Annotated in this window: 22 protein-coding genes; 6 read left to right on the top strand and 16 right to left on the bottom strand. The window is 72.7% G+C overall.

Annotated features, from left to right (window positions below; genetic code table 11):
- Positions 1-34: 34 nt before the first annotated feature.
- On the bottom strand, positions 35-1,471 hold the full coding sequence (locus tag ABFX81_RS29675) for an aminotransferase class I/II-fold pyridoxal phosphate-dependent enzyme (protein ID WP_086848503.1): 1,437 nt from the start codon (positions 1,469-1,471) through the stop codon (positions 35-37).
- On the opposite strand from ABFX81_RS29675, the gene ABFX81_RS29670 reads away from it, so the two are divergent.
- Together ABFX81_RS29670 and ABFX81_RS29665 are read left to right on the top strand one after the other, a co-directional pair.
- The gene (locus ABFX81_RS29670; RefSeq protein WP_086848501.1) at positions 1,470-2,387 is read left to right on the top strand and encodes an EamA family transporter; all 918 of its coding nucleotides are present in this window, start codon (positions 1,470-1,472) and stop codon (positions 2,385-2,387) included. The two genes, ABFX81_RS29675 and ABFX81_RS29670, sit on opposite strands and share 2 nt — an antisense overlap.
- Before the next feature lie 92 nt (positions 2,388-2,479).
- Positions 2,480-2,680: a DUF1918 domain-containing protein gene (locus ABFX81_RS29665; RefSeq protein ID WP_010045242.1), complete on the top strand. Its 201-nt coding sequence runs from the start codon at positions 2,480-2,482 to the stop codon at positions 2,678-2,680.
- 1 nt (position 2,681) lies between these two features.
- On the opposite strand, the gene ABFX81_RS29660 is transcribed toward ABFX81_RS29665, so the two are convergent.
- The gene (locus ABFX81_RS29660) at positions 2,682-3,929 is read right to left on the bottom strand and encodes a family 10 glycosylhydrolase (RefSeq protein WP_086848523.1); all 1,248 of its coding nucleotides are present in this window, start codon (positions 3,927-3,929) and stop codon (positions 2,682-2,684) included.
- A 180-nt stretch (positions 3,930-4,109) separates the two neighbouring features.
- On the opposite strand from ABFX81_RS29660, the gene ABFX81_RS29655 reads away from it, so the two are divergent.
- The gene (locus ABFX81_RS29655) at positions 4,110-4,985 is read left to right on the top strand and encodes a 3-hydroxybutyryl-CoA dehydrogenase (RefSeq protein ID WP_086848499.1); all 876 of its coding nucleotides are present in this window, start codon (positions 4,110-4,112) and stop codon (positions 4,983-4,985) included.
- A gap of 22 nt (positions 4,986-5,007) precedes the next feature.
- On the opposite strand, the gene ABFX81_RS29650 is transcribed toward ABFX81_RS29655, so the two are convergent.
- Positions 5,008-5,238, bottom strand: coding sequence for a hypothetical protein (locus ABFX81_RS29650; protein ID WP_086848497.1), 231 nt, complete (start codon positions 5,236-5,238; stop codon positions 5,008-5,010).
- Positions 5,239-5,456: 218 nt separating this feature from the next.
- Between ABFX81_RS29650 and ABFX81_RS29645 the strand changes: the two genes are divergently transcribed.
- The gene (locus tag ABFX81_RS29645; protein ID WP_010045250.1) at positions 5,457-5,714 is read left to right on the top strand and encodes a hypothetical protein; all 258 of its coding nucleotides are present in this window, start codon (positions 5,457-5,459) and stop codon (positions 5,712-5,714) included.
- 187 nt (positions 5,715-5,901) lie between these two features.
- Here ABFX81_RS29645 and ABFX81_RS29640 read toward each other — a convergent pair whose 3' ends face one another.
- From ABFX81_RS29640 to infC, 9 genes are all read right to left on the bottom strand, one after another.
- Complete coding sequence (locus tag ABFX81_RS29640) at positions 5,902-6,447, bottom strand: NUDIX hydrolase (RefSeq protein ID WP_086848493.1); 546 nt, start codon at positions 6,445-6,447, stop codon at positions 5,902-5,904.
- A gap of 107 nt (positions 6,448-6,554) precedes the next feature.
- Positions 6,555-7,895: an NsdA family TPR-like regulatory protein gene (locus tag ABFX81_RS29635; protein WP_346138910.1), complete on the bottom strand. Its 1,341-nt coding sequence runs from the start codon at positions 7,893-7,895 to the stop codon at positions 6,555-6,557.
- 328 nt (positions 7,896-8,223) lie between these two features.
- Complete coding sequence (pheT, locus tag ABFX81_RS29630) at positions 8,224-10,737, bottom strand: phenylalanine--tRNA ligase subunit beta (RefSeq protein ID WP_086850709.1); 2,514 nt, start codon at positions 10,735-10,737, stop codon at positions 8,224-8,226.
- Positions 10,737-11,864, bottom strand: coding sequence for a phenylalanine--tRNA ligase subunit alpha (pheS, locus tag ABFX81_RS29625; RefSeq protein ID WP_086850711.1), 1,128 nt, complete (start codon positions 11,862-11,864; stop codon positions 10,737-10,739). Before pheS ends, pheT begins: the two co-directional genes overlap by 1 nt.
- 127 nt (positions 11,865-11,991) lie before the next feature.
- Complete coding sequence (locus tag ABFX81_RS29620) at positions 11,992-13,134, bottom strand: ATP-binding protein (RefSeq protein WP_086850713.1); 1,143 nt, start codon at positions 13,132-13,134, stop codon at positions 11,992-11,994.
- A gap of 54 nt (positions 13,135-13,188) precedes the next feature.
- Positions 13,189-14,049, bottom strand: a complete 861-nt coding sequence (locus tag ABFX81_RS29615) for a TrmH family RNA methyltransferase (protein ID WP_193504495.1) — start codon at positions 14,047-14,049, stop codon at positions 13,189-13,191.
- A 91-nt stretch (positions 14,050-14,140) separates the two neighbouring features.
- The gene (gene rplT, locus ABFX81_RS29610) at positions 14,141-14,524 is read right to left on the bottom strand and encodes a 50S ribosomal protein L20 (protein ID WP_003989074.1); all 384 of its coding nucleotides are present in this window, start codon (positions 14,522-14,524) and stop codon (positions 14,141-14,143) included.
- 95 nt (positions 14,525-14,619) lie between these two features.
- Entirely contained in the window at positions 14,620-14,814 is a 195-nt protein-coding gene (rpmI, locus tag ABFX81_RS29605) for a 50S ribosomal protein L35 (protein WP_059419477.1), read from the bottom strand.
- A gap of 110 nt (positions 14,815-14,924) precedes the next feature.
- On the bottom strand, positions 14,925-15,584 hold the full coding sequence (gene infC / locus ABFX81_RS29600) for a translation initiation factor IF-3 (protein WP_086855447.1): 660 nt from the start codon (positions 15,582-15,584) through the stop codon (positions 14,925-14,927).
- Positions 15,585-15,980: 396 nt separating this feature from the next.
- On the opposite strand from infC, the gene ABFX81_RS29595 reads away from it, so the two are divergent.
- Positions 15,981-16,337 (top strand): DUF1844 domain-containing protein, encoded by a 357-nt coding sequence (locus ABFX81_RS29595; protein ID WP_086855445.1) that lies wholly within the window; start codon positions 15,981-15,983, stop codon positions 16,335-16,337.
- Positions 16,338-16,351: 14 nt separating this feature from the next.
- On the opposite strand, the gene ABFX81_RS29590 is transcribed toward ABFX81_RS29595, so the two are convergent.
- The 3 genes from ABFX81_RS29590 to ABFX81_RS29580 are packed head-to-tail and all read right to left on the bottom strand — an operon-like array spanning position 16,352 to position 19,127.
- A complete protein-coding gene (locus tag ABFX81_RS29590; RefSeq protein WP_086855448.1) occupies positions 16,352-17,080 on the bottom strand; it encodes an SseB family protein in 729 nt (242 codons plus the stop codon).
- A gap of 59 nt (positions 17,081-17,139) precedes the next feature.
- Positions 17,140-18,306 (bottom strand): type VII secretion-associated serine protease mycosin, encoded by a 1,167-nt coding sequence (mycP, locus tag ABFX81_RS29585; RefSeq protein ID WP_086855449.1) that lies wholly within the window; start codon positions 18,304-18,306, stop codon positions 17,140-17,142.
- Between the two features lie 8 nt (positions 18,307-18,314).
- Positions 18,315-19,127: a hypothetical protein gene (locus ABFX81_RS29580; protein ID WP_086855446.1), complete on the bottom strand. Its 813-nt coding sequence runs from the start codon at positions 19,125-19,127 to the stop codon at positions 18,315-18,317.
- A gap of 1,204 nt (positions 19,128-20,331) precedes the next feature.
- Here ABFX81_RS29580 and ABFX81_RS29575 point away from each other — a divergent pair.
- Complete coding sequence (locus ABFX81_RS29575) at positions 20,332-21,534, top strand: amino acid deaminase/aldolase (RefSeq protein WP_346138909.1); 1,203 nt, start codon at positions 20,332-20,334, stop codon at positions 21,532-21,534.
- Between the two features lie 31 nt (positions 21,535-21,565).
- Here ABFX81_RS29575 and ABFX81_RS29570 read toward each other — a convergent pair whose 3' ends face one another.
- Positions 21,566-22,471 carry a DUF2510 domain-containing protein gene (locus tag ABFX81_RS29570; protein WP_086852092.1) on the bottom strand — a complete coding sequence of 302 codons (906 nt, stop codon included), beginning with the start codon at positions 22,469-22,471 and terminating at the stop codon, positions 21,566-21,568.
- Between the last annotated feature and the right edge of the window lie 17 nt (positions 22,472-22,488).

Below are 22,488 nucleotides of genomic sequence, written 5' to 3'. Positions count from 1 at the left end.
GATGCTCGCAGGTCACGGGCCATGCGTCGAACGCTTATCCCAGCACCTCGTCACAGGCCGCGCGCAGCCGCCGTACCCCCTCCGCGATCTCCCCGGTCCCGGCGACCGCCGCGAAGCTCAGCCGGACGTGCGGCGCCGGCGGCTCGGCGCTGAAGTAGGGGCGGCCGGGGGTGATGGCGACGCCGGCACGCAAGGCGGCCGCCACGAGGGCCGGCTCGTCCGTCCCGTCCGGCAGGCGCAGCCACAGGTGGTAGCCGCCGGACGGCACGTGCGGCAGGGCGAGTTCCGGCAGGTGCAGCGCGAGGGCGGCGGTCATCGCGTCCCGGCGCGTTCTCAACTCGGCGGACACCGCTCGCAGATGGCGCGGCCAGGCGGGCGAGCCGACGAGTTCCAGTGCCGCCTCCTGAAGGGGCCGGGGCACGAAGAAGGTGTCGACGACCTGGATGGCGCGCAGCCGCTCCAGGACCGGTCCGCGCGCGGCCAGGGCGCTCACCCGGAAGCTCGGCGAGGTCGCCTTGGTCAGCGAGCAGACGTGGACGACGACACCGTCGGGGTCGTCGGCGGCCAGCGGGCGCGGCAGCGGCCCCGCGTCCTCGTGCACGAGCCGCCGCACGAAGTCGTCCTCGACGACGAACGCGCCCGCCGCGCGGGCGATGCGCAGCACCTCGCGGCGCCGCTCGGGCGCGAGCACGGCACCGGTGGGGTTCTGGAACAGCGGCTGGCAGACGAAGGCCGGGGCGCCGGTGGCCCGGAACGCGTCGGCGAGCAACGCCGGTTTCACGCCGTCCGCGTCGACCGGGACGGGCACCGGGCGCAGGCCCGCGGCACGGGCGATGGCGAGCATGCCCGGGTAGGTCGGCGACTCGACGAGGACGGGGGCGCCGGACGGGGCGAGGGCGCGCAGGGCGGTGGTGAGCGCGGACTGCCCGCCCGCGGTGACCAGCACCTCGGCGGCCGTGAAGGACCCGCCGATGCCCCGCGCGAACCACTCCCGCAGCTCCGGCAGCCCCTCCACGGGCGGGCGTCCCCAGGCGCCGGGACGGCGTCCGGCGCGTGACAGGGCGGCGGCCATCGCGCGCTCCGGCTGCAACGACGGGTGCAGATAGCCGCCGTTGAACTCGATCACGCCGGGCGGCGGGGCGGCCAGCGAGACCAGCACCCCGGAGGCGTCCACCGAGCGCGGTACGAGATCGGCGGCACCGTCGGCGCTGAGCGCGACCTCCTGCCAGGAGGTGTCCCCGGCGGGGGCCGGTGCCGTACGGGCCTGCGCGCGGAACGCGCCAGCGCCGGGCCGGGTGACGACCAGCCCCTCGGCGGCGAGCTGCGCCAGCGCCCGCGACACGGTCACGGGGCTCACCCGGAACCGCTCGACCAGGGCCCGACTCGACGGCAGCTTTCCACCTGGCGAGTAGCGGTCGAGCTCTCGCCGCAACTGTTCCGCCAGTTCACCGACGCTGCTACGCTCTTGCATGAGAGTACAGAGTAGCGCTACTACCGCATCACGGATAGCAGTCGCCGCGGAGCGGGACCGGCCCGGTCTCGGCACCCTCCAGGCCGCCCTGGGCGTCATCGCCTTCTCCCTCACCTTCCCCGCCACCGCCTGGGGTCTGGAGGGCTTCGGGCCCTGGTCGCTGGTCGCCGTCCGCAGTGTCCTGGCCGCGGTGATCGCGGGCGGTGCTCTGCTGGCACTGCGGGTGCCGCTGCCCGCCCGCCGCCACTGGTTCGGCCTCGGCGTCGTCGCGGCCGGTGTCGTGCTCGGTTTCCCGCTGCTCACCACGCTCGCACTGGAGACCTCGACCACCGCGCACGCCGCCGTCGTGGTCGGACTGCTCCCCTTGACCACCGCCCTCTTCTCCGCCCTGCGCGTCGGCACCCGTCCCTCGCGCACCTTCTGGGCGGCGGCCCTCGCCGGCGCGGCGGCGGTGCTGGCCTTCACCGTGCAGCAGAGCGGCGGCGCGCTGAGCACGGCCGACGTGTACCTCTTCGTGGCTCTGCTGGTGTGCGCGGCCGGCTACACCGAGGGCGGCCGGCTGGCCCGGGTCATGCCGGGCTGGCACGTCATCGGCTGGGCGCTGGTGCTGTGCCTGCCGCTGACCGTGCCCGTCGCCGCGTTCGCGCTGGCGCAGGAGCCCGTGCACCTCACCGCGCACAGCGTCACCGGGCTGCTCTGGGTCGCGGCGGGTTCGCAGTTCCTCGGACTGGTCGTCTGGTACCGGGGCATGGCGGCCGTCGGCATCCCGAAGGCCAGCCAGTTGCAGCTCGCTCAGCCCCTGCTCACACTGGTGTGGTCGGTGCTGCTGCTGGGCGAGCACCTCACGGTGGCCGCCCCGCTGACAGCCGCGGCGGTGCTGGTCTGCATCGCCGTCACACAACGGGCGCGCGGCTGAGCGGGGCGCGCACGGCCCCTGCCGAGTGGCGCCCCCGGCCGTAGACTCAAAGGCCACGGACCGCTGCTCCACACCTCGTGAGGAGGCCCCAGATGCGCGCAACCGTGGGCGACCAGCTTGTCCAGCACGGCAGGGTGGTCGGTCAGCACGACAAGGTCGGCGAGATCGTCGAAGTGCTGGGCCAGGAGGGCAACCCGCCGTACCGCGTCCGGTTCGAGGACGGGCACGAGGGCGTGTGCTCACCGGGACCCGACACCGAGATCCGGCACCGGGAGACCACGACCGGGCCGTGATTCAGCGCGGCGGCGCCGACTGCCCGTAGTGGTCGGCGACCACCCTCGCCATCGCCCCGATCCGATCGGCCGCCACGTCCTTGGCGGCGAAGAAGACGTGCCCGCGCACCTGCGCGTGCCTCCCGGCCAGCGTCAGGTGCCGGGACAGCTCGGCCGGGTCCTGCCAGGCCGCGGGCTGCGCCGGGTCACCGGCCTTGTACAGCGCCTCCCCCACGTAGAGCCGCGTCGAGGTGCCGCGCGCGACCTCCGCCCACCAGGGCACCAGTTTCGCGTAGTCGGCGGCGGCGAAGCCGATGTTCCAGTACAGCTGCGGGACGATGTAGTCGATCCAGCTCTCGCGCACCCACTTGCGCGTGTCCGCGTGCAGGTCGTCGTACGTCTGCACGCCCGCCCGGGTGTCCGAGCCGCGCGAGTCGGTGGCGGCGTTGCGCCACACGCCGAAGGGGCTGATGCCGAAGGGGGTGCCGGGCCGGACCTGCTTGATGCGGTCCGCCGTCTCCCGGACCAGCTTGTCGATGTTGTCCCGCCGCCACGCGGCCCGGTCCGGGAAGCCGGCGCCGTACTCGTCGTAGGCCGTGTCGTCGTCGAAGGTCTGGCCCGCCACCGGGTACGGGTAGAAGTAGTCGTCGAAGTGGACGCCGTCCACGGGGTACTTCGCCACCGCGTCGAGCATCGCCTCCTGCACGAAGCCCCGGACCTCGGGCAGCCCGGGGTTGTAGTAGAGCTTCCCGCCGTACGTCACCACCCAGTCCGGGTTCCTCCGGGCGGGGTGGTCGGCGGCGAGCCGGGCCGGGTCGGCGTGGCCGGCGACCCGGTACGGGTTGAACCAGGCGTGCAGCTTCAGACCGCGGGCGTGGGCCTCCTCCACGGCCGTGCCCAGCGGGTCCCAGCCGGGGTCCTTGCCCTGGGTGCCGGTGAGGTACTGCGACCACGGTTCGTACGGCGAGGGCCACAGGGCGTCCGCCGTGGGCCGGACCTGGAAGATCACGGTGTTGAGCCCGTCGCGGACCGCCCTGTCGAGGTGGGTGATCAGCTCGGCCCGCTGCCGGGTGGCGCTCAGCCCCGGCTTCGACGGCCAGTCGCGGTTGGCCACGGTGGCCAGCCACACGCCTCGCATCCCGGAGGCCGCCCGGCCGCCGCCCTTGCCGTCACCACCGCCGTCCCGCTTGGGCGCGGCCGACGCCGGAGGCATCATCGTGAAAGCCGACAGCGCCGCCACCGCGAACGCCCTGCGTGACACTCGTCCCATCCGCATGCCCCAAAAAGCCGCGGATCCGCCCGGTCGCGGATCGCTCCGCGCCCAGCATGCCCGAAGCGGACCCGACCCCCGCGATCGATCATCGATACTTGGGAGTAACGTGCACGAACGGAGCAGGCACCGGAATCCGGAGCACCTGCCCGGAAGCGGATCAGCGGCGAAAGGGACGATGTGACGGACACCCCAGCGGGAGACATTGCACGCGTCGGAGTCGTGGGCTGCGGTCAGATGGGCGCGGGGATCGCCGAGGTGTGCGCCCGGTCCGGTCTGGACGTCATGGTCGCCGAGACCACCGGCGAGGCCCTGGAGATCGGCCGGACCCGGCTGTTCAACTCCCTGGCCAAGGCGGCCGAGCGCGGCAAGATCACCGAGGAGGAGCTGGAGGCCACGCAGGCCCGCCTGAGCTTCACCACGGACCTCGGCGAGTTCGCCGACCGCGACCTGGTGATCGAGGCCGTCGTCGAGAACGAGCAGGTCAAGACCGAGATCTTCCAGGTGCTCGACCAGGTCGTGACCCGGCCCGACGCCATCCTGGCCTCCAACACCTCCTCCATCCCGCTGGTGAAGCTGGCGGTGGCGACCTCCCGGCCCGACCAGGTCATCGGCATCCACTTCTTCAACCCGGCACCGGTGCAGAAGCTCGTCGAGCTGATCCCGGCCCTCACCACGTCCGAGGGCACGCTGAGCCGGGCCCAGGTGTTCACCGAGAAGATGCTGGGCAAGCACGCGATCCGCGCCCAGGACCGCTCCGGCTTCGTGGTGAACGCGCTGCTGATCCCCTACCTGCTCTCCGCGATCCGGATGTTCGAGACGGGCATCGCCAGCCGCGAGGACATCGACAACGGCATGGAGATGGGCTGCGCCCACCCGATGGGCCCGCTGAAGCTCTCCGACCTCATCGGCCTGGACACGGTCGCCTCGGTGGCCCAGTCGATGTACGAGGAGTACAAGGAGCCCCTGTACGCCGCTCCCCCGCTCCTCCAGCGCATGGTCGACGCGGGCCGGCTGGGCCGCAAGACGGGGTCGGGCTTCTACACGTACGACTGACCGCCCGGCTGACACCGGCATCTCAGCGCCGCCGCTCCTCCGGCCACGGCCGGAACCGGCGGCGTCCCCATTCGGCCGCCTGCTCGTCGAGGCGGCTGCGCAGCCAGCCCATCCAGAGGGCGAGCGGAGTGGTCACGAGAGCGAGCAGCAGCGCCGTGCCCCACCCCTGCCCGCCGGAGGAGAACCGGAGCACCACGACCGACAGTGCGTAGAGCGCCAGCGCGTACGCCGCGTTCTTCTGCCACTTCGTCATGCGCCACGAGTACCCCCGAGGCTGATTACTGACGGTCAGAATCCGGCCAACCTACGGGCCCGGCACCGGAATGGGTGCCGGGCCCGTGGCATTCACACACCGTGTGCGCGCCGGGCTCGCATATGCCCGTCGCACACTCTCCCCAGGCGTCCACCAGGCGAGTTGACTCCCAGTGCGCATGCAAGGGATGCGCAACGACTACGGAAAGGAGCGGACTCGTGACCGTCGATCCCGAGCATCCGGTCGTTCATGGAGAACTCGCAGAGTTACGACGCCGCCTCGACGTGGCGTACGCCCGTGTCGAGGGCGGGCTGGCACTGCTCAGCCACCGCACCGAGGAGACCGCCAAGGAACTCGACGAGCTCAACACCCGGATCAACTCACTGGAACACGCGCGCTGGCCGCTGCCCGCGGTCGCCGCCCTCACCGCCGTGGGTGCCCTCGTCGTGGCGATCTGGCAGGCACTGGGACGCTAGGGCCTGTTGTTTGGATCACACCGCAGACGCGGGGTCTGGCACGCGCATCTGCCGCGTTGTCGTCGGTTGCCGACGCTCCGCGTCGACGCCCTCCTCCGCCTTGCAGCTGCACGCACCAGACCCCGCTCACCGGCGCTGAACAGCACCGTCGATTTCCTGCGGCCTGATCCAAACGACAGACCCTAGCTCAGGGCAACGTGTCCTGACCGAGCCTGAGATGGTGCAGCAGCAGTAACGCGGCCGCCATGTTGGCGGCCGGGACCTCCCCGCGGGCGACCATGTCGGGGACGAGCTTGAGGGGAACCCATTCCCGGCGGTCCGACTCGAAGTCGTCCACGGGGTGCCCGACGTACTCGCCCTCGTCCGCCCAGTACACGTGGTGCCGGGCGTCGGTGAGCCCGTTGGACGGCTCCACGCTCATGAGGTGGTGCAGGGGTCCCGGCCGCCAGCCGGTCTCCTCCTCCAGTTCCCTGGCGGCCGCGCGGGCGATGTCCTCGCCGTCCTCGACGACGCCCGCCGCGAGTTCCCACCCCCAGCTGTCGGTGATGAAGCGGTGCCGCCAGAGCAGCAGCACCTCGTTGGCCTCGTTCACGACCGTGGCCACGGCAACGGGCCGCAGCCGTATGAGGAAGTGGTCGAGGTGCCGGCCGTCCGGCAGTTCGACATCCGCGAGATTGACGCTGAACCAGCGGTTTGAGTACACAGTTTGTTCGTTGTGTTTCGTCCACTGCACGGTTCTGCCACCTTCCGTCGAGTAAGTGGCAATATCGCAGCAGGGATGGAGTGACAGCAGGCGCACGGGAAGTCGCTCGGGATGACGCGGGCGCCCGTCGCCCGGGTCTACAACGGTACGCGCAGTGCCCCGTCGATGAGTTCCGCGGCCTGGGCCGTGCCCGAGCAGCCGCTGCGCACCAGGTGCTCCCGCACCGCGCGCAAACGGTCGCGCAGCCGCTGGGACTCCATGCCGCGGGCCTGCTCGGCCATCTGCACGGCGATGGCCACGGCCTTGTCCGCGTTGCCCTGACGCAGCTCGATCGTGCTGAGCATGGCCAGCCGGTGCACCCGGCCGCGGTCGTGCGCCGGGTTGTCGACCGCGGCCGCGGCATGCTCCCCGGCGGCCGCGATCTCCCCGAGACTCAGCAGCGCCTCCGCCACCTGGACGTTGACCAGCCCCGGCTGGACATAGCCGGTCTCATCGGGCTCGTAGCCACGCCGGATGCGGGACGCGGCCTGCTCGGCCCGCCGGATGCAGGACAGGGCGCTCGTGCCGTCGCCGAGATGCGCGTACGCCTTGGCCTGCATCGCGTACAGGTCGGAGGCGAGCGCCGGGGTGATGTGCTTGCCGGCGGCCCGCAGCGCGGCCTCCGCGAAGGCGACGGCCTGCCGGTGCTCCCGCATGAACAGCGACTGGTTGACCAGCAGCGCGATGATGTAGGCGCCGAGCCCCCGGTCGCCGCTGGCCTTGGCGAGCCGCAGGGCCTGGTGGAAGTAGCGCTGCGCGAGGCCGTGCGCGTCGGAGTCGTAGGCGCAGATCCCGGCGACGGCCACCAAACCGCCCGTGGCCCGGTGCAGTTGACGCCCCGTCTCGTCGGTGTAGCTGCCGCGCAGCAGCGGCGCGGCCTCGGCGTTGAGGAAACCGACGATGCGCGCCCGTGTCGCGATGCCCCCGGCCTTGCGGTACATCTGCTCGTAGTGCGTACGGGCGGCCCGCAGCATCTCCAGGTCGCCCGGGGTGACCCGGTGTCTGCCGCCGCGGGAGACGTCCACGTCCTCCGGCGGGTTCTCCCACTCCCACACCGGCATGACGGCGGGCGTGCCGGTGAGCGCGGGCGCGCCCAGGATGTGCGGACGCTGCTGCTGGTCGGAGCGCCACAGGGCGGTGGCCCGCTCGACGAAGCCGGACAGCGAGCCGGTGTGCGGAGCGGACGGCTCCCCGGGCACGCCCAGGCCGATGTCGTCGAGGGTGACCTGCCGCCGCAACCGGGCGGCGAGCACCTCGCAGATCAGGTCGGGCACCTGGCCCCGGGGACGCTGCCCCTTCAACCACCGGGCGACGGCGGTGTGTTCGTACCTCAGGGACAGGCCGCGCGCCCGTCCCGCCTGGTTGACATGTGCGGCCAGCCCCGCGTGCGAGATCCCGGCCTCGTCCAGGATCGCGTCGAGCAGAGTGTTGGGCTGCATGTGGGCCCCCCGGTGGCTCGGTGCCGCCAGATTAGTGGCTCCGCCTTCACACGGGGTGTGAACGGAGTGCTCGAATCCGCACTGTGCGCGCACTGTCGCTCACAGTCGCCGGCCAGTTGACTGAGATGCCTCGAAAGAGGCCGGCCGGGCCGCCGGCTCCCCCTCGTACAGTGCGGCGGCCCGCTTCCGCCGTCCGCCCAGCCGCCTGCCCGACACTCCGTGGCGGGGCGGACGGCACCGCCGGCCCCGCCCCGTAGGGGGCGCGGGGAACTGCGCGACCAGCCACCACCAACTCGCAGCCGGCACAACAACGCAGTCCCCCGCGACGCTAACTCCGCAACTCGGCCCCTACGCGTTCTCCCGCAAGGGCAACCGCCGCGTCCCGGGCCGCCGACGCCTCATCCACCGTCAGCGTCCGGTCGGCCGCCCGGAACCGCAGCGCGTACGCGAGCGACTTCCGCCCCTCGCCCAACTGCTCGGCGTTCTCGTACACATCGAACAACCGGATCGACTCCAGCAGCTCCCCGGCACCGGCACGCAGGGTCTCCTCGACCTCCGCCGCCGGAACCACCGCGTCGACGACCAAGGCGACATCCTGCGTGGCGACCGGGAACGTGGAGATCCGCGGCGCCTTCACCGTGGCCTCACCGGCCGACTCCACCGCGTCCAGGTCGATCTCCATCGCGCAGGTACGCGCCGGCAGCCCCAGTGCCTTCACCACGCGCGGGTGCAGCTCCCCCGCGTGGCCCACGACCCGCTCGGCACCGTCCACGGCGATCGCCAGCTCGGCGCACCGCCCGGGGTGCCACGGCCCGTACTGCCCCTTGCGGATGATCAGCTCGGTGCCCGCCTCGTGGGCGACGGAACGCGCCGCCTCGACCGCGTCGGCCCAGTCGGCCGGGCGGCCCTTGCCCCACCAGCCGGCCTGCTCGCGGGCGCCGGCGAGGACGACGGCGGCGTGCCGCGGCTGCTCGGGCAGCGCGGCGTTCAGCTCGGCGAGTTCCTCGTCGGTCGGGCGGCGGTCGACGGGGAGCACCGCGGCGATCCGCTGCTCCTCGCGCGGCTTGAAGACCAGACCGGTCTCGAACAGCGCGAGGTCGTGCGACCCCCGGCCGTCGTTGCGCCGAAGAGCGGCCAGCAGGCCGGGCAGCAACGTCGTGCGCAGGGCGGGCTCCTCGTCGCTCAGCGGGTTGCTGAGCTTGACGACACGGCGGGCCGGGTCGCCCTCTTCGAGGCCGAGCTGGTCGAAGACCTGCTCGCCGATGAACGGGTAGTTCAGCGCCTCGACGTACCCTGCACCGGACAGGGCCCGGCCGACGCGGCGGTGCAGCCGCTGCCGGTGCGTCAGGCCACGGCCGGCCGGCGGCTTGGGCAGCGTGGAGGGCAGGTTCTCGTAGCCCTCCAGGCGGATGACCTCTTCGGCCAGGTCGTTCGGGTCGGTGAGGTCGGGGCGCCAGGACGGCACGGTGACGATCAGCTCGTCCTGCCCGTACACGTCACAGCCGATCTCCTGGAGCCGCCGTACGACGGTCTCCCGGCCGTACGCGACACCCGCGACCTTGTCCGGGTGGTCCGCCGGGATGGTGATGGTGCGCGGCGCGGTCGGCGCGAGGACCTCGGTGACGCCGGCCTCGGCGGTGCCGCCCGCGAGGAGGACCAGCAGGTCGACCGTGCGCTGCGCGGCGGCAGCGGCGGCCTGCGGGTCGACGCCGCGCTCGAAGCGCCGGGACGCCTCGGAGGACAGCTTGTGGCGGCGGGCCGTGCGCGCGATCGACACCGCGTCGAAGTGGGCGGCCTCGATGACGACGTCCGCCGTGGCGTTCTCCACGCTGTCGTGGTCGGCGATCTCCGTGTTGGCGCCGCCCATGACACCGGCGAGCCCGATCGGGCCGCGGTCGTCGGTGATCACCAGGTCCTCGGCGTCCAGCGTGCGCTCGACGCCGTCGAGGGTGGTGAGCTTCTCGCCCGGCTCGGCCCGGCGCACGCCGATGGTGCCCTGGACCAGGCCGCGGTCGTAGGCGTGCAGCGGCTGGCCGAGCTCCATCATCACGTAGTTGGTGACGTCGACGGCGAGCGAGATCGGGCGCATGCCGACCTTCTGGAGCCGGCGCTGGAGCCAGATCGGGGAACGCGCCTCGGCGCTCAGGCCGGTCACCGTGCGGGCCGTGAAGCGGTCGCAGCCGGTGGGGTCGGAGATCCGCACCGGGTAGCCGTAAGCGTTCGGGGCGGGCACGTCGAGCAGGGCCGGGTCGCGCAGCGGCAGGCCGTAGGCGATGGCGGTCTCGCGGGCGACACCGCGGATGGACAGGCAGTAGCCGCGGTCGGGCGTGACGGCGATGTCGAGGACCTCGTCGACCAGCTCCAGCAGCTCGACCGCGTCCTTGCCGACCTCGGTCTCCGGGGGCAGCACGATGATGCCCTTGGTGCCGTCGTCGCCCATGTTCAGCTCGTCGCTGGAGCAGATCATGCCGCGGGACATCTTGCCGTAGGTCTTGCGCTCGGCGATCTGGAAGTCACCGGGCAGGACGGCGCCGGGCAGCGCCACGACGACCTTGTCGCCGACGGCGAAGTTGCGGGCGCCGCAGACGATCTCCTGGGGCTCGCCCGTGCCGTTGGTCTGTCCGACGTCGACGGTGCAGAAGCGGATCGGCTTCTTGAACTCCGTCAGCTCCTCGATGGTCGCCACCTGGCCGACCACCAGGGGGCCCTTGAGGTCGGCGCCGAGCTGCTCGACGGTCTCGACCTCCAGACCGGCCGAAATGAGCTTGGCCTGGACGTCTCGGCCGGTCTCCGTCGCCGGCAGGTCGACGTACTCCCGCAGCCAAGAAAGCGGGACCCGCATCAGATCTCCATCCCGAACGGCCGGGTGAACCGGACGTCACCCTCGACCATGTCTCGCATGTCCTCGACGTTGTGGCGGAACATCAGCATCCGCTCGATGCCGAACCCGAAGGCGAAGCCGCTGTACTTCTCGGGGTCGACGCCGCAGGCGGTGAGCACCCGCGGGTTGACCATGCCGCAGCCGCCGAGCTCGATCCAGCCCTCGGACGAGCAGGTGCGGCAGGGCCGGTCGGGGTTGCCGATGGACTCGCCCTTGCAGACGTAGCAGAGCATGTCCATCTCGGCGCTCGGCTCGGTGAAGGGGAAGTAGTTCGGCCGCAGCCGGGTCTTCATGTCCTCGCCGAACAGGGACTGGACCATGTGGTCCAGGGTGCCCTTGAGGTCCGCCATGGTCAGGCCCTCGTCGATGGCGAGCAGCTCGATCTGGTGGAAGACGGGCGTGTGCGTGGCGTCCAGCTCGTCGGTGCGGAACACCCGGCCGGGGCAGACGATGTAGACCGGCAGCTCACGGTCGAGCAGGGCGCGGGCCTGCACCGGGGAGGTGTGCGTGCGCAGGACGACGCCGGACCCGGACTCCTCGGTGCCCTTGGGGCCCTGCACGAAGAACGTGTCCTGCATCTGCCGGGCCGGGTGGTCGGGCAGGAAGTTGAGGGCGTCGAAGTTGAACCACTCCGCCTCGGCCTCCGGCCCTTCGGCGACCTCGTAGCCCATGGCCACGAAGACGTCCGCGACCCGCTCCATCATCGTGGTGAGCGGGTGCCGGGCGCCGGCCGGTACGCGGTCGTAGGGCAGCGTGACGTCCACCGCCTCCTCGACCAGCACACGGGAGTCCCGCTCGGCCTCCAGTTCCGCCTGGCGCGCGGCGAGGCCCTTGTTCACGGCTCCGCGGGCCTGTCCGACGCGCTTGCCGGCGTCGGCCTTGGCGTGCGGGGGCAGGGCGCCGATCTCGCGGTTGGCGAGGGCCAGCGGGGAGGCGGGGCCGGTGTGGGCGACCTTGGCCTCGTGGAGCGCGTCGAGGGAGTCCGCGGCGGCGAAGGCGGCGAGCGCCTCGTCCCGCATGCGCTCGATCTCTTCCGGTTTCAACGCCTCGACCTCTACAGGGTCGTACGACTTATTCGGTGCCGACATCTCTTCCCGTGCTTCCGATTGGCTGGCTGAAGGTCCCCGTCACCGACTCCGATGGCCGTCTGCGGGACACAAAGGTGCCAATGGCCGAGTCTAACGGGGTGGAGGTATACGAATGCGCCCGTGGTCCTCAGGCGAGATACGCCGGAGCCGCCACGGGCAACGTAAATCGGAACTCGGCGCCGGCGCCCGGCGCGCGGCCGACCGTGATGGTGCCCCCGTGGGCTTCGACGATGCCCTTGACGATGTAGAGCCCGAGGCCCGTGCCGCCGCGCTTGCTGCCCCGCCAGAAGCGGGTGAAGACGCGGTTCATGGACTCCTCCGGGATGCCGGGCCCCTCGTCGCTCACCGTGACCGACGTGCCGGTGTCCTCACCCTCGCGGGGGGACGCCGTGGCCGTGACGTCGATGGTGACAGTTCCCTCGCCGTGCCGCACGGCGTTTTCCAGGAGGTTGCTGAGCACCTGGTCGATCTTGTCGGGGTCGGCCCACAGGTCGGGCAGCGGCTGCTGGACGCGCAGCAGGAACCGGTCGGCGGGCTGCCCGGCGGCGACGTAGGCCTGGATGTGCCGTCCGACGGCGGCGCCGATGTCGACGGGCTGGCGCCGCACCTCCAGCCTGCCGGAGTCGATCCGGGAGATGTCGAGCAGCTCGGCGATGAGCCGGGTGACCCGGTCGGCGTCGGCGTCGACCGTCTCCAGCATCAGCCGCTTCTGGTCGTCGGTGAAGCGTTCCCACTTGGCGAGCAGGGTGGCGGTGAAGCCCTTGACGGAGGTGAGCGGGGAGCGCAGCTCGTGGGCGACGGTGGCGATCAGCTCCGCGTGGCTGCGTTCGGTGCGGCGGCGGGCCTCGGTGTCGCGCAGGGTGACGACCAGGCGCCACAGGGGCCCGGTGGGCCGCGTGCGGACGTAGCGCGCGGAGACCAGCACCTCACGGCCGCCGGGGAGGAGGAGGTTGCGCTCGGGCTGTCCGACCCGGATCGCGAGACCGCCGTACGGGTCGGTCAGCTGCCACCAGCGTCGCCCCTCCAGATCCTCTAATGGCAGGGCCTTCTCCAGGCTCTGCCCGAGGGCGTCCCGGGCGCGGACGGCGGTGATGCGCTCGGCGGCGGCGTTGAAGCAGACGACCCGGCCCTGCTCGTCGGCGACGACGAGTCCGTCGGGCAGCATGTCGGGGTCGATGCCGAGGCCGGCGAGATCACCGGGTGGCCGGGACGCGGCGGGCGGGCTCCCGGCGTCCTGGGCCCCTGGTGCGCTGCTCGTGCCGACGCTCATCCCCGTACCCCACCTCCAAGGCTCCGCAGAGGGGTCCCTGAGCTGGTCACCCTACTAGTTCCCGGTGACGGAGCGGCACCCTCCGGCGGCGCGCTGTGCACGCGCCGACGCATAGAGACATACGGCGGCGGCGGTGGCGAGGTTCAGACTCTCGGCCTTCCCGTGGATCGGGACGCGGACGACGGCGTCGGTGAGGGCGCGGGTCTCCTCCGGCAGACCCCAGGCCTCGTTGCCGAAGACCCAGGCGGTCGGCCCGCCCATGGTGCCCTTGTCGAGCTCGTCGTCGAGGTCGCGGTCGCCGGCCCCGTCGGCGGCGAGGACCCGGACACCGGCGGCCCGCAGCCCTTCGACCGCCTGCTCCACGGGGACGCCGACGGCGACGGGCAGGTGGAACAGGGAGCCGACGGAGGCGCGGACGGCCTTGGGGTTGTACACGTCGACGGAGGCGTCGGTCAGGACGACGGCCTCGGCACCGGCGGCGTCGGCGCAGCGCAGCACGGTCCCGGCGTTGCCGGGGTCACGGACGTTGGCGAGGAGGGCGACGAGCCGGGGGCGCGCCGCGAGGACCTCCTCGAAGGGCGTGTCCAGGAACCGGCAGACGCCGACGAGGCCCTGCGGCGTGACCGTGGTGGAGATGTCGGCGATGACCTGCTCGGAGGCGAGGTGCACCCGGGCGCCGGCGTCCCGGGCCTCCCCCACGATGTCGGCGTACCGCTCGGCCGCCTCCAGCGTGGCGAACAGCTCCACGAGCGTGGCCGCGTCCCCGGCCCGGTGCCCGGCCGCCTCCCGGACCGCCTGCGGCCCCTCCGCGAGGAACAGCCGCTCCTTCCCCCGGAAGTTCCGCTTCGCCAGCCGCCGCGCGGCGGCGACGCGGGGGGAGCGGGGGGAGATGAGCTCGGGGGTGGCGGGGGGCATTCCGTTCGCTTTCTCAGTAGCTGGCTGCACAGCAGAACCCGCAGGCCGCTCGGCCTGCGGGTCCTTCCGTCACATCGGCTCGGAGCCGGCGTCAGGCCGCCTTGGGGGCGTTGACGTCGCTCGGCAGCGCCTTCTGGGCGACCTCGACGAGCGCGGCGAAGGCGCCGGCGTCGTTGACGGCCAGCTCGGCCAGGATCTTGCGGTCGACCTCGACGTTCGCGGCCTTCAGACCCTGGATGAAGCGGTTGTAGGTCATGCCGTTCGCGCGGGCAGCGGCGTTGATGCGCTGGATCCACAGCTGGCGGAAGTCACCCTTGCGCTTCTTGCGGTCGTTGTAGTTGTAGACCAGCGAGTGGGTGACCTGCTCCTTGGCCTTGCGGTACAGGCGCGAACGCTGACCGCGGTAGCCGGAGGCCTGCTCGAGGATCGCCCGGCGCTTCTTGTGGGCGTTCACTGCCCGCTTGACGCGTGCCACTTTTTAACTCCTTGTAGCGGGGCCGCGGTGGTCTTCACACGGCCCGGTATCGATTGGGTCCCGGTCCTGACGTGCGGCGCTGACGCGCCGGGACGTCACTTGCCGAGAAGCTTCTTGATCTTCTTGGCGTCGCCCGGGGCCATCTCGGCGTTGCCGGTGAGGCGACGCGTCACACGGGACGACTTGTGCTCGAGCAGGTGGCGCTTGCCGGCACGCTCGCGGAGCACCTTGCCGGAGCCGGTGATCTTGAAGCGCTTGCTGGACCCGCTGTGCGACTTGTTCTTCGGCATAGCGCCGTTCTCTCCTCGTGGTGGCGCTCCGATGCCCGGTCGTGAAACCGGGCACGGTGGAGCGTCGCTCTTGTATCGGTTACGTCCTCGGGGACTCGCGTCCCCCGGGATCACGCGTCGGCGGACGCCTCGGCCGGAGCCTCGGAGGAGTCCTCGGCGAGGTCGGCCTCAGCGGCGTTCTGCGACTTGCCGGGGTTGGCCTTCGCCTCAGCCTTGCGGGCCTCCTGCGCCTGGCGAGCCTCGGCCATCGCCTCGGTCTTCTTCTTGTGCGGACCGAGAACCATGATCATGTTTCGGCCGTCCTGCTTCGGGTTCGACTCGACGAAACCGAGGTCTGCGACGTCCTCCGCGAGCCGCTGGAGCAGTCGGTAGCCCAGCTCGGGCCGGGACTGCTCGCGACCACGGAACATGATCGTGATCTTGACCTTGTCGCCCTGCTTGAGGAACCGGACGACGTGACCCTTCTTGGTGTCATAGTCGTGCGGGTCGATCTTCGGCCGGAGCTTCATCTCCTTGATGACCGTGTGCGCCTGGTTCTTGCGCGCCTCACGGGCCTTCATGGCCGACTCGTACTTGAACTTCCCGTAGTCCATGAGCTTGCACACGGGCGGACGGGCGTTCGCCGCGACCTCGACCAGGTCCAGGTCGTACTCCTGCGCAAGCTCCAGTGCCTTGGCCAGGGGGACGATGCCCACCTGCTCGCCACTGGGACCGACAAGTCGCACCTCGGGAACGCGAATCCGGTCGTTGATGCGGGGCTCGGCGCTGATGGATCCTCCTCGGTAGCACCACGCGACGGTCTGGCGGACGGCCGCGTAACGTCTCTTTTCGATAGACCTAACCGCGCCGAAGCACAAAAAATGCCCCGGACGATTCCCAGGCGGGGCTCCTCGAACTACCGGAGCACCGTCGCGGGGAACCGCGGGGCGCGCTTTCGGACGGATCGCCGCCGCTGGGACGGGACCGTCTGACCGGTGACCCGACGCCCTGGGGGCGGTCAGGTGGGAGTTCGAAAGCCTCCACTTGTGGGTCGGGCTCGTGGGCCGCTAGGCATACGGGTCCGACCGGTCGTTACACGAGATTACCAGCATTGGCCAGGAACGGCTAATTGCGGCGCCCCGGGGCCTGGTACGGCGCACGCCCCGCCTGCGCCTATCGTGTGGGGCATGAGTGAGACCCCTCCTGAGTCCCCCGACTTCGACGCCATGGCCCGCGACATCGCCGAGGTCCCGGCGGTCGAGGTCATCGTGACGGTCGCCGTCAACCTGATGAGCGCCGCCGCGGTGAAGCTCGGTCTGACCGAGGAGGGCGACACGCACAAGGACCTGGACGAGGCCCGCAAGCTGGTGCACGCGCTGGCCGGTCTGCTGGACGCGTCCACCACCGAGATCAGCTCGTTCCACGCGGCACCCCTGCGCGACGGCCTGAAGTCGCTCCAGCTCGCGTTCCGCGAGGCGTCACTCGTCCCGGACGAGCCGGGCAAGGGCCCGGGCGAGAAGTACACGGGCCCGGTCTACGGCTAGCCCGCACAGGCTCCTCAGCGTTCGTACAAGGGCTCGCCCGGTGGCGTCGCCCCGGCCGGCAGCAGTGCCAGGTCGAGGCCGCGCACCAGGCGGGCCCTCAGTGTCTCGTCGTCCGCGAGGCGCCGGGCGACCGCCCGGGCGGCTTCGGCGGGGGCGGCGGACGGGTCCAGGACCAGGGCGAGGGTGCCGTCGGCCTGACCGGGTCCGAGGTGGGCGCGCAGAACGGCGGGCTCTGCGGCCACGGCAGCGCGTACGGCCTCGACGACGGCCGGGTCGGCGAGCGGGTCGGTGGTCGTACGGCCCTCCGCGAGGGCGAGCAGGGCGGGGCCGGTCAGCTCGAAGGGCACGGGCCCGGCCAGGTCGAGCACGACCGTGTCCGCCTTCTCGTGCGCGGCGGCCTGGAGGGCCTGGTGAAGCGGTACGGCGACGGGCCGGGCCGCCGGGTCCCAGCGGGCGAGCGAGTCGGTGGAGGTGAAGGCGGGGAGCGCGGTGCGGTTCCCGGCCTTCAGCGTCGGTACGGCCATGTCGCTGGTCTTCTCGCGGCGCAGTCCCCGCTCGTCCTCCTCGACCTCGCCGAGCACGGCCACGACGGGGACGAGCAGCCGGGCGCCCTTGAGCGCGTCGAGGACCGGGCCCACCGCCCCCCGGTCCTCGGACCAGGCGGCGAGTGCCGCGCTCAGCCGGGGGTCGGCGGAGCCGTCGTCGTCGGAGAAGCCGGAGTCGGGGATGTTCTTGTTCGCCACGGTCATCGACCCTATCGGCCGGATGCCGCCGCCTCGGCGGGCGGTCCTGGGGCCCGCCGCTAGAACTCGTCGTGGCTCGCGCGGCGGCCGCGCCACAGGACCACGGCCGCGACCAGCAGGACGCCGCCGGCGCCGCCCGCGAGGGGGGCGGCCCAGTCGGCGGTGTCGTCGTCGGAGCCGGTGGCGTCCGGGCCGCTGCCGAAGTACTTCGCGCCGTACGACGCCGAGCGGAGGCCCTGGGGCTTCAGCCGGTCGGCGGCCTGGATGGCGGCGGCCGGATCGACGAAGCCGAAGCCGCGGGAGTCGTCGCGGCCCCCGGCGGGGGCATTGCGGGCGGTGTCCTCCAGGAGCGACTTGATCTGGGCCGGTGTCAGATCGGGGTGGGCGGCCCTGACCAGGGCGGCGGCGCCCGAGACGAAGGCGGCGGCGGCGCTGGTGCCCCAGCCCTCGTAGTACTTGCGGTCGGGGTCGGCGATGACGACGTCGACGCCGGGGGCGCTGACGGTGGCGTACCAGCGGCGTGTGGAGAAGGGGGCGCGGGTTCCCGAGCGGTCGACGGCGGTCACGGCTACGACGCCCGGGTAGGCGGCCGGGTAGGAGATGCGGTCGCCCTTCTCGCCACCGTTGCCGGCGGAGGCGACGACGACCACGCCCTTCTTCAGGGCGTACTGGATGGCCTGGTCCTCGCCGGGTTCCGGGTGCGCGGAGGCGGAGTCGTCGCCGAGGGAGAGGTTGATGACGTCGGCGCCGTGGTCGGCGGCCCAGCGGATGCCCTCGGCGAGGGCGTTGCCGCGGGTGCTGCGGGCCTTGGCGCGGGAGGGGTCGCCGTCCTCCAGGATCACGCGGACGGGGAGGATCTTCGCCTCGGGGGCGATGCCGAGGACGCCGTCGGCGTTGCCCGGGCCGTGTCCGTGCCCGGCGATGATGCCGGCCATGGCGGTGCCGTGCCGGGCCCAGGCGCGGTCGCCGGGTTCGGCTCCGAAGCCGACCAGGTCCTCGCCGGTGAGGACGTTGCCGGTCAGGTCGGGGTGGTCCTCCTCGACGCCGGTGTCCAGGACGGCGACGGTGACGCCCTCGCCCTTGGTGGTCTGCCACGCCTCCTGTGTGTGCATGGCCTCCAGGGCCCACTGCTGGGCGCGGATGCCGTCGGCGTGTGCGGCGGTGGAGGGGACCAGGACGAGACCGGCGGCGAGGAGAACACTCAGGAACCCGCCCGCGCGGGACATGACGGCTTTCACGACGGCTGCTCCGTGGCCGAGCGGACGTTCTTGCGCAGGCCGCGTTCGACGCGGTCGGCGAGACCCTGTGCCTCGTTGCCGAGGCCGGCCTGGGCGGGGGCGGTGGTGGCGCCGGACTCCATGGCGTCCTCGGCGGGCTGCGGGTCGTCGACGGTGCGGCCGTCGGCCCAGCCGGAGACGGCGTAGACGACGACCGGGGCCTCGGTCAGCACGGAGACCGTCCAGGCGGCGCGCTGCTCCGCTCCGAAGTCGGCGGCGGGCGTGTCCTTCGCGGCGTACGGCAGGGGCATCAGGTCGCTGCGGCGGTCCAGGCGCTCCTTGCGGAAACGGTTCGCGAGGGAGGTCATGCCCGCGGCGTCGGCCTTGGTGAAGAGCAGGCCGACGGTGGTCACGTAGCTCTCGGTGGCGTCGGTGTAGGTGGCCCGCAGGAGCCGCTCGCAGCCGACGGGCGCGAGGGCCTTGCGCAGCAGGGGGTCGAAGGCGTCCTTGCAGCCGCTGTCCGGGGCGACGGCGATACGCGTCCAGGTGCGGTCGGCACCGCCGGGGCCGGCGCCCTGGCCCTGCACGGTGGGCGGGAAGAGCTGGTCGACGGGAACGCTGTGCCAGAGGCTGCCGGCCGCGGTGAAGGTGGTGCGCGAGCCCTCCTCCCCCGAGTCCCCCAGGAGCCAGCTCCCGGTGACCGCGCCCGAGATGAGCCCCAGTCCGAGCACGAGACAGACGGCGGCTGCGGCGGCCTGGGACGCCCCGCGCCGCCCGAGCGGCCGGGGTCGCGCGTCGGCGTCGTATCCCTCGGGCTCCCCGAAGGACACGACGGGTCGTGTGCCGACGGGAGCGGGACCGGGGGTCAGAGGGGCGCTCCAGGAGAGGGACGGGTCGGGAGAGACGTCGGCCGGGTTCTGGGCGGGCTGTCGGCCGGGGGCGGGCCGGGGGGCGGGTGACGAAGGCATGCGCATGCCACGCCCGGTGGTGGCAGCGGTGTCGGCGTCGGCACCGGCCCGCGGCTCCCGCGAGGGGCGCGGCGGAACACCGGGCCGCGCGGGACTGGGGCGGCCGAAGGATTCAGCAGGCTCGGAGGACGGGCGCTCGGCTCGCTCGGCGGCTGACGGGTCGGCGGGGACCGGACGCAGGCGGGCGGTCGTCTCCGAGGAGTTCTCGGCGGGGGCGCCGGTACGGCGTGACGTGGGGGCGTACCCCGGCCGGCCGGACGAGCCCGGCGTGGGGAGGTGACGCGGTCGCGGAGGGGCGTCCGGCGGGGCGGACGGCCTGTTCGACTCGGGTCGCGTCGCACGGCCGACGCCGGGCCGCGTGTCCGGGAAGCGGTCGGAGGCGCGGGGCGGGGGCGGGGCGGTGGGCTCGGTACGACGGGGTGCGGCGGGCTCGGTACGACGGGGTGCGGCGGGCTCGGTACGACGGGCCAGCGTGTCGCCGAAGCTGGGGAAACGAGGGCGGCCGTTCGATCCATCGGCCCCGCCGGAGGCCGCGGCACCACCGCGAGCAGCCGTTTCCTGCCCGGCGGCAGCAGACCCCGACGAGTTCGTGTCCCGATCCGGCGACGGGCGCCGCGTCCCCGCACTCGGCCCACACACGCCGGAACGCCCCCGCTCGTCCTCGCCCGACGGGTTGTCACCCGTGGCCGCGTCGGACGATGCCGTCCGGGCGTCCTCAGGCGAGGTCGGGGGGTGCGAAGGGCGCGGTGGAGTGCTGGGACGTGGGGGGAAAGAGGCACGCTGCGCTTCCGTGCTCATGCACCCCCCGTTTCCTCGTACCCGGGCCGCTGCGTACCGCGCGGGCCGTGTCGTCCTGCCCGAGGCCCGGCACTGACTCGTCCCGGGCACACATACCCGTACGGATGGAGCGTCATCCCAGCGCGAAGTCCGGCCGGCGCCGCTCCGCCGTACGTGCGCGTCACTCTACGGCTTGTTCCTGCGCGAACGGGAACCAGTCCACGAGCCCGGGGCATCTGCCCGGAACGTCCCCCTACCCTGCGGTAATCCTGTCTGGCAGGCTGCGTTCATGACTGCGCGCGCCTCCGACCGGGCCCGTTACGACCGGGCCACCGCCCATCTCGACGCCCCACTCGCGATCGTGGACCTGGACGCCTTCGACGCCAACGCCGCCGATCTGGTCCGTCGCGCCGGGGGCAAGCCCGTCCGGGTCGCCAGCAAGTCCGTGCGGTGCCGGGCGCTGCTGGAACGCGTCCTGGCCCGGGACGGGTTCGCGGGGATCATGTCGTTCACCCTCGCCGAGTCGCTGTGGCTGGCCCGCTCGGGGTTCGAGGACGTGCTGCTCGCCTACCCGTCCGCCGACCGGGCCGCGTACGCCGAACTCGCCGGTGATCCCAAGCTCGCCGCCGCCGTGACCGTGATGGTCGACGACGTCGCCCAGCTCGATCTGATCGACGCGTCGCGCGGTGGTGGGCGTGAAGTGGTCCGTGTCTGCCTGGAGTTGGACACCTCTTTGAAGCTGTTCGGCGGGCGGGTGCGGGTGGGGGCCCGGCGTTCGCCGCTGCACTCCCCCGCCCAGGTCGCCGACGTGGCCCGGGCCGTGGCCCGCCGGCCGGGCTTCGAGGTCGTGGGGATCATGGCGTACGAGGGGCACGTCGCCGGTGTCGGGGACGCCGTGGCGGGACGGCCGCTGCGGTCCCGTGCCGTCCGGCTGATGCAGTCCGCCGCCAAGCGTGAACTCGCCGAGCGGCGTGCGGAGGTGGTGCGCGCGGTGCGGGCCGTCGTGCCGGGTCTTGAGTTCGTCAACGGCGGCGGCACCGGCTCGGTGCAGCACACGGCGGCCGAGGACGCGGTGACCGAGATCGGCGCCGGGTCGGGGCTGTACGTGCCGCGGCTGTTCGACAACTACACGTCGTTCAGCGGCCGTCCGGCGGCCCTCTTCGCCCAGCCCGTCGTACGGCGGCCGGGGGTGGGAGTGGTGACGGTCCTCGGTGGCGGCTATCCCGCCTCCGGCGCGGCCGGGCCCGACCGGCTGCCCGTGCCGTATCTGCCGGAGGGGCTGCGCTACGACCCTCAGGAGGGGGCCAGCGAGGTGCAGACGCCGCTGCTGGGCTCGCCCGCCGACGACCTGCTGATCGGTGACAAGGTGTGGTTCCGGCACGCGAAGGCCGGTGAGCTGTGCGAGCGGTTCGACGTGCTGCACCTGGTCGAGGGGGACGCGGTGACGGCGACCGTGCCGACGTACCGCGGCGAGGGCCACACGTTCCTGTAGCCGGCCCACGGTCGGTACCGGTCGGCCGCGTTCAGTCCGGCGGGCCGATGCTGCTGCCCACACCGCCGCCCGTGTCCGCGTCGCCGAACGGCCGGATGCCCTTGGTGATGCGGTCCATGTCGGCGAGCGGCGGTCCGTCCTCGCCCGCGTCGAAGACGTAGCGGACGAGGACGGGCGACTCGGTGCCGACGCTGGACGGGAAGACGAGCGACTGGACGTTTCCGCCCGGCCCCTTGGCGGTCCGCACCCGCCAGCGCACGAGGTACCCGGCGCGGCCGGCCACCGCGACCGGCCCGGACTTGACGACCTGGTGCGACTCGATGCCCCCGTAGAGCTCGCGGCCGAGCTTGTCGCGGTCGTAGGCCTCGTCCGCCGCCTCCTTGATGTCCGCCTTGGCGAGGGCCTCGGGGGACTTCTCGTCGTTCTCGGTCACCGTGCGGGAGAAGACGAGGCCGTGGCGGCAGAGGCCGACGCCGCCGGGGCAGTCGTAGGTGCCGTCGGTGGTCATGACGACGTCGTCCTGGGCCACGTGCTGCGGCCGGACCCAGCCGTCGAGCAGGGGGAAGGTGACGCCGTTGAGCTGGTCCTCGACGACGGCCGGGTCGTCGGCGGACGGTTCGGACGTGGACGCCTCGGGAGTCGGCTCCGGCGGACCGGTCGTGGCCGGGGGCGCGGACGTCGGGGCCGTCCTGGTCGCCGTGCCGTCGCCGTCGTCGCCGAGCACGACGGCTCCGGTGACGATCGCCGCGACGAGGACGGCCCCGGCGGCGATGAGGGCGACGGCCTTCGCGCGCCCGGTGCCGCCGCCCGGGGGCGGGGGCACCGGGCCCGTGGGGGCCCCGGGCGCACGGCGGTGCTCGGTCCAGGCCGTGCCGTCCCACCAGCGTTCCAGGTGCGGGCCGTGCGGGTCGGGATACCAGCCGGGCGGTGGCGTCATGCTCATCCCGGCACTGT

The organism is Streptomyces coeruleofuscus, from assembly GCF_039532725.1.
In the GTDB taxonomy this organism is placed as follows: Bacteria; Actinomycetota; Actinomycetes; order Streptomycetales; family Streptomycetaceae; genus Streptomyces; species Streptomyces coeruleofuscus.
Note: the sequence above shows the minus strand (reverse complement) of the source record. Positions and strands in the feature narration are given on the sequence as shown.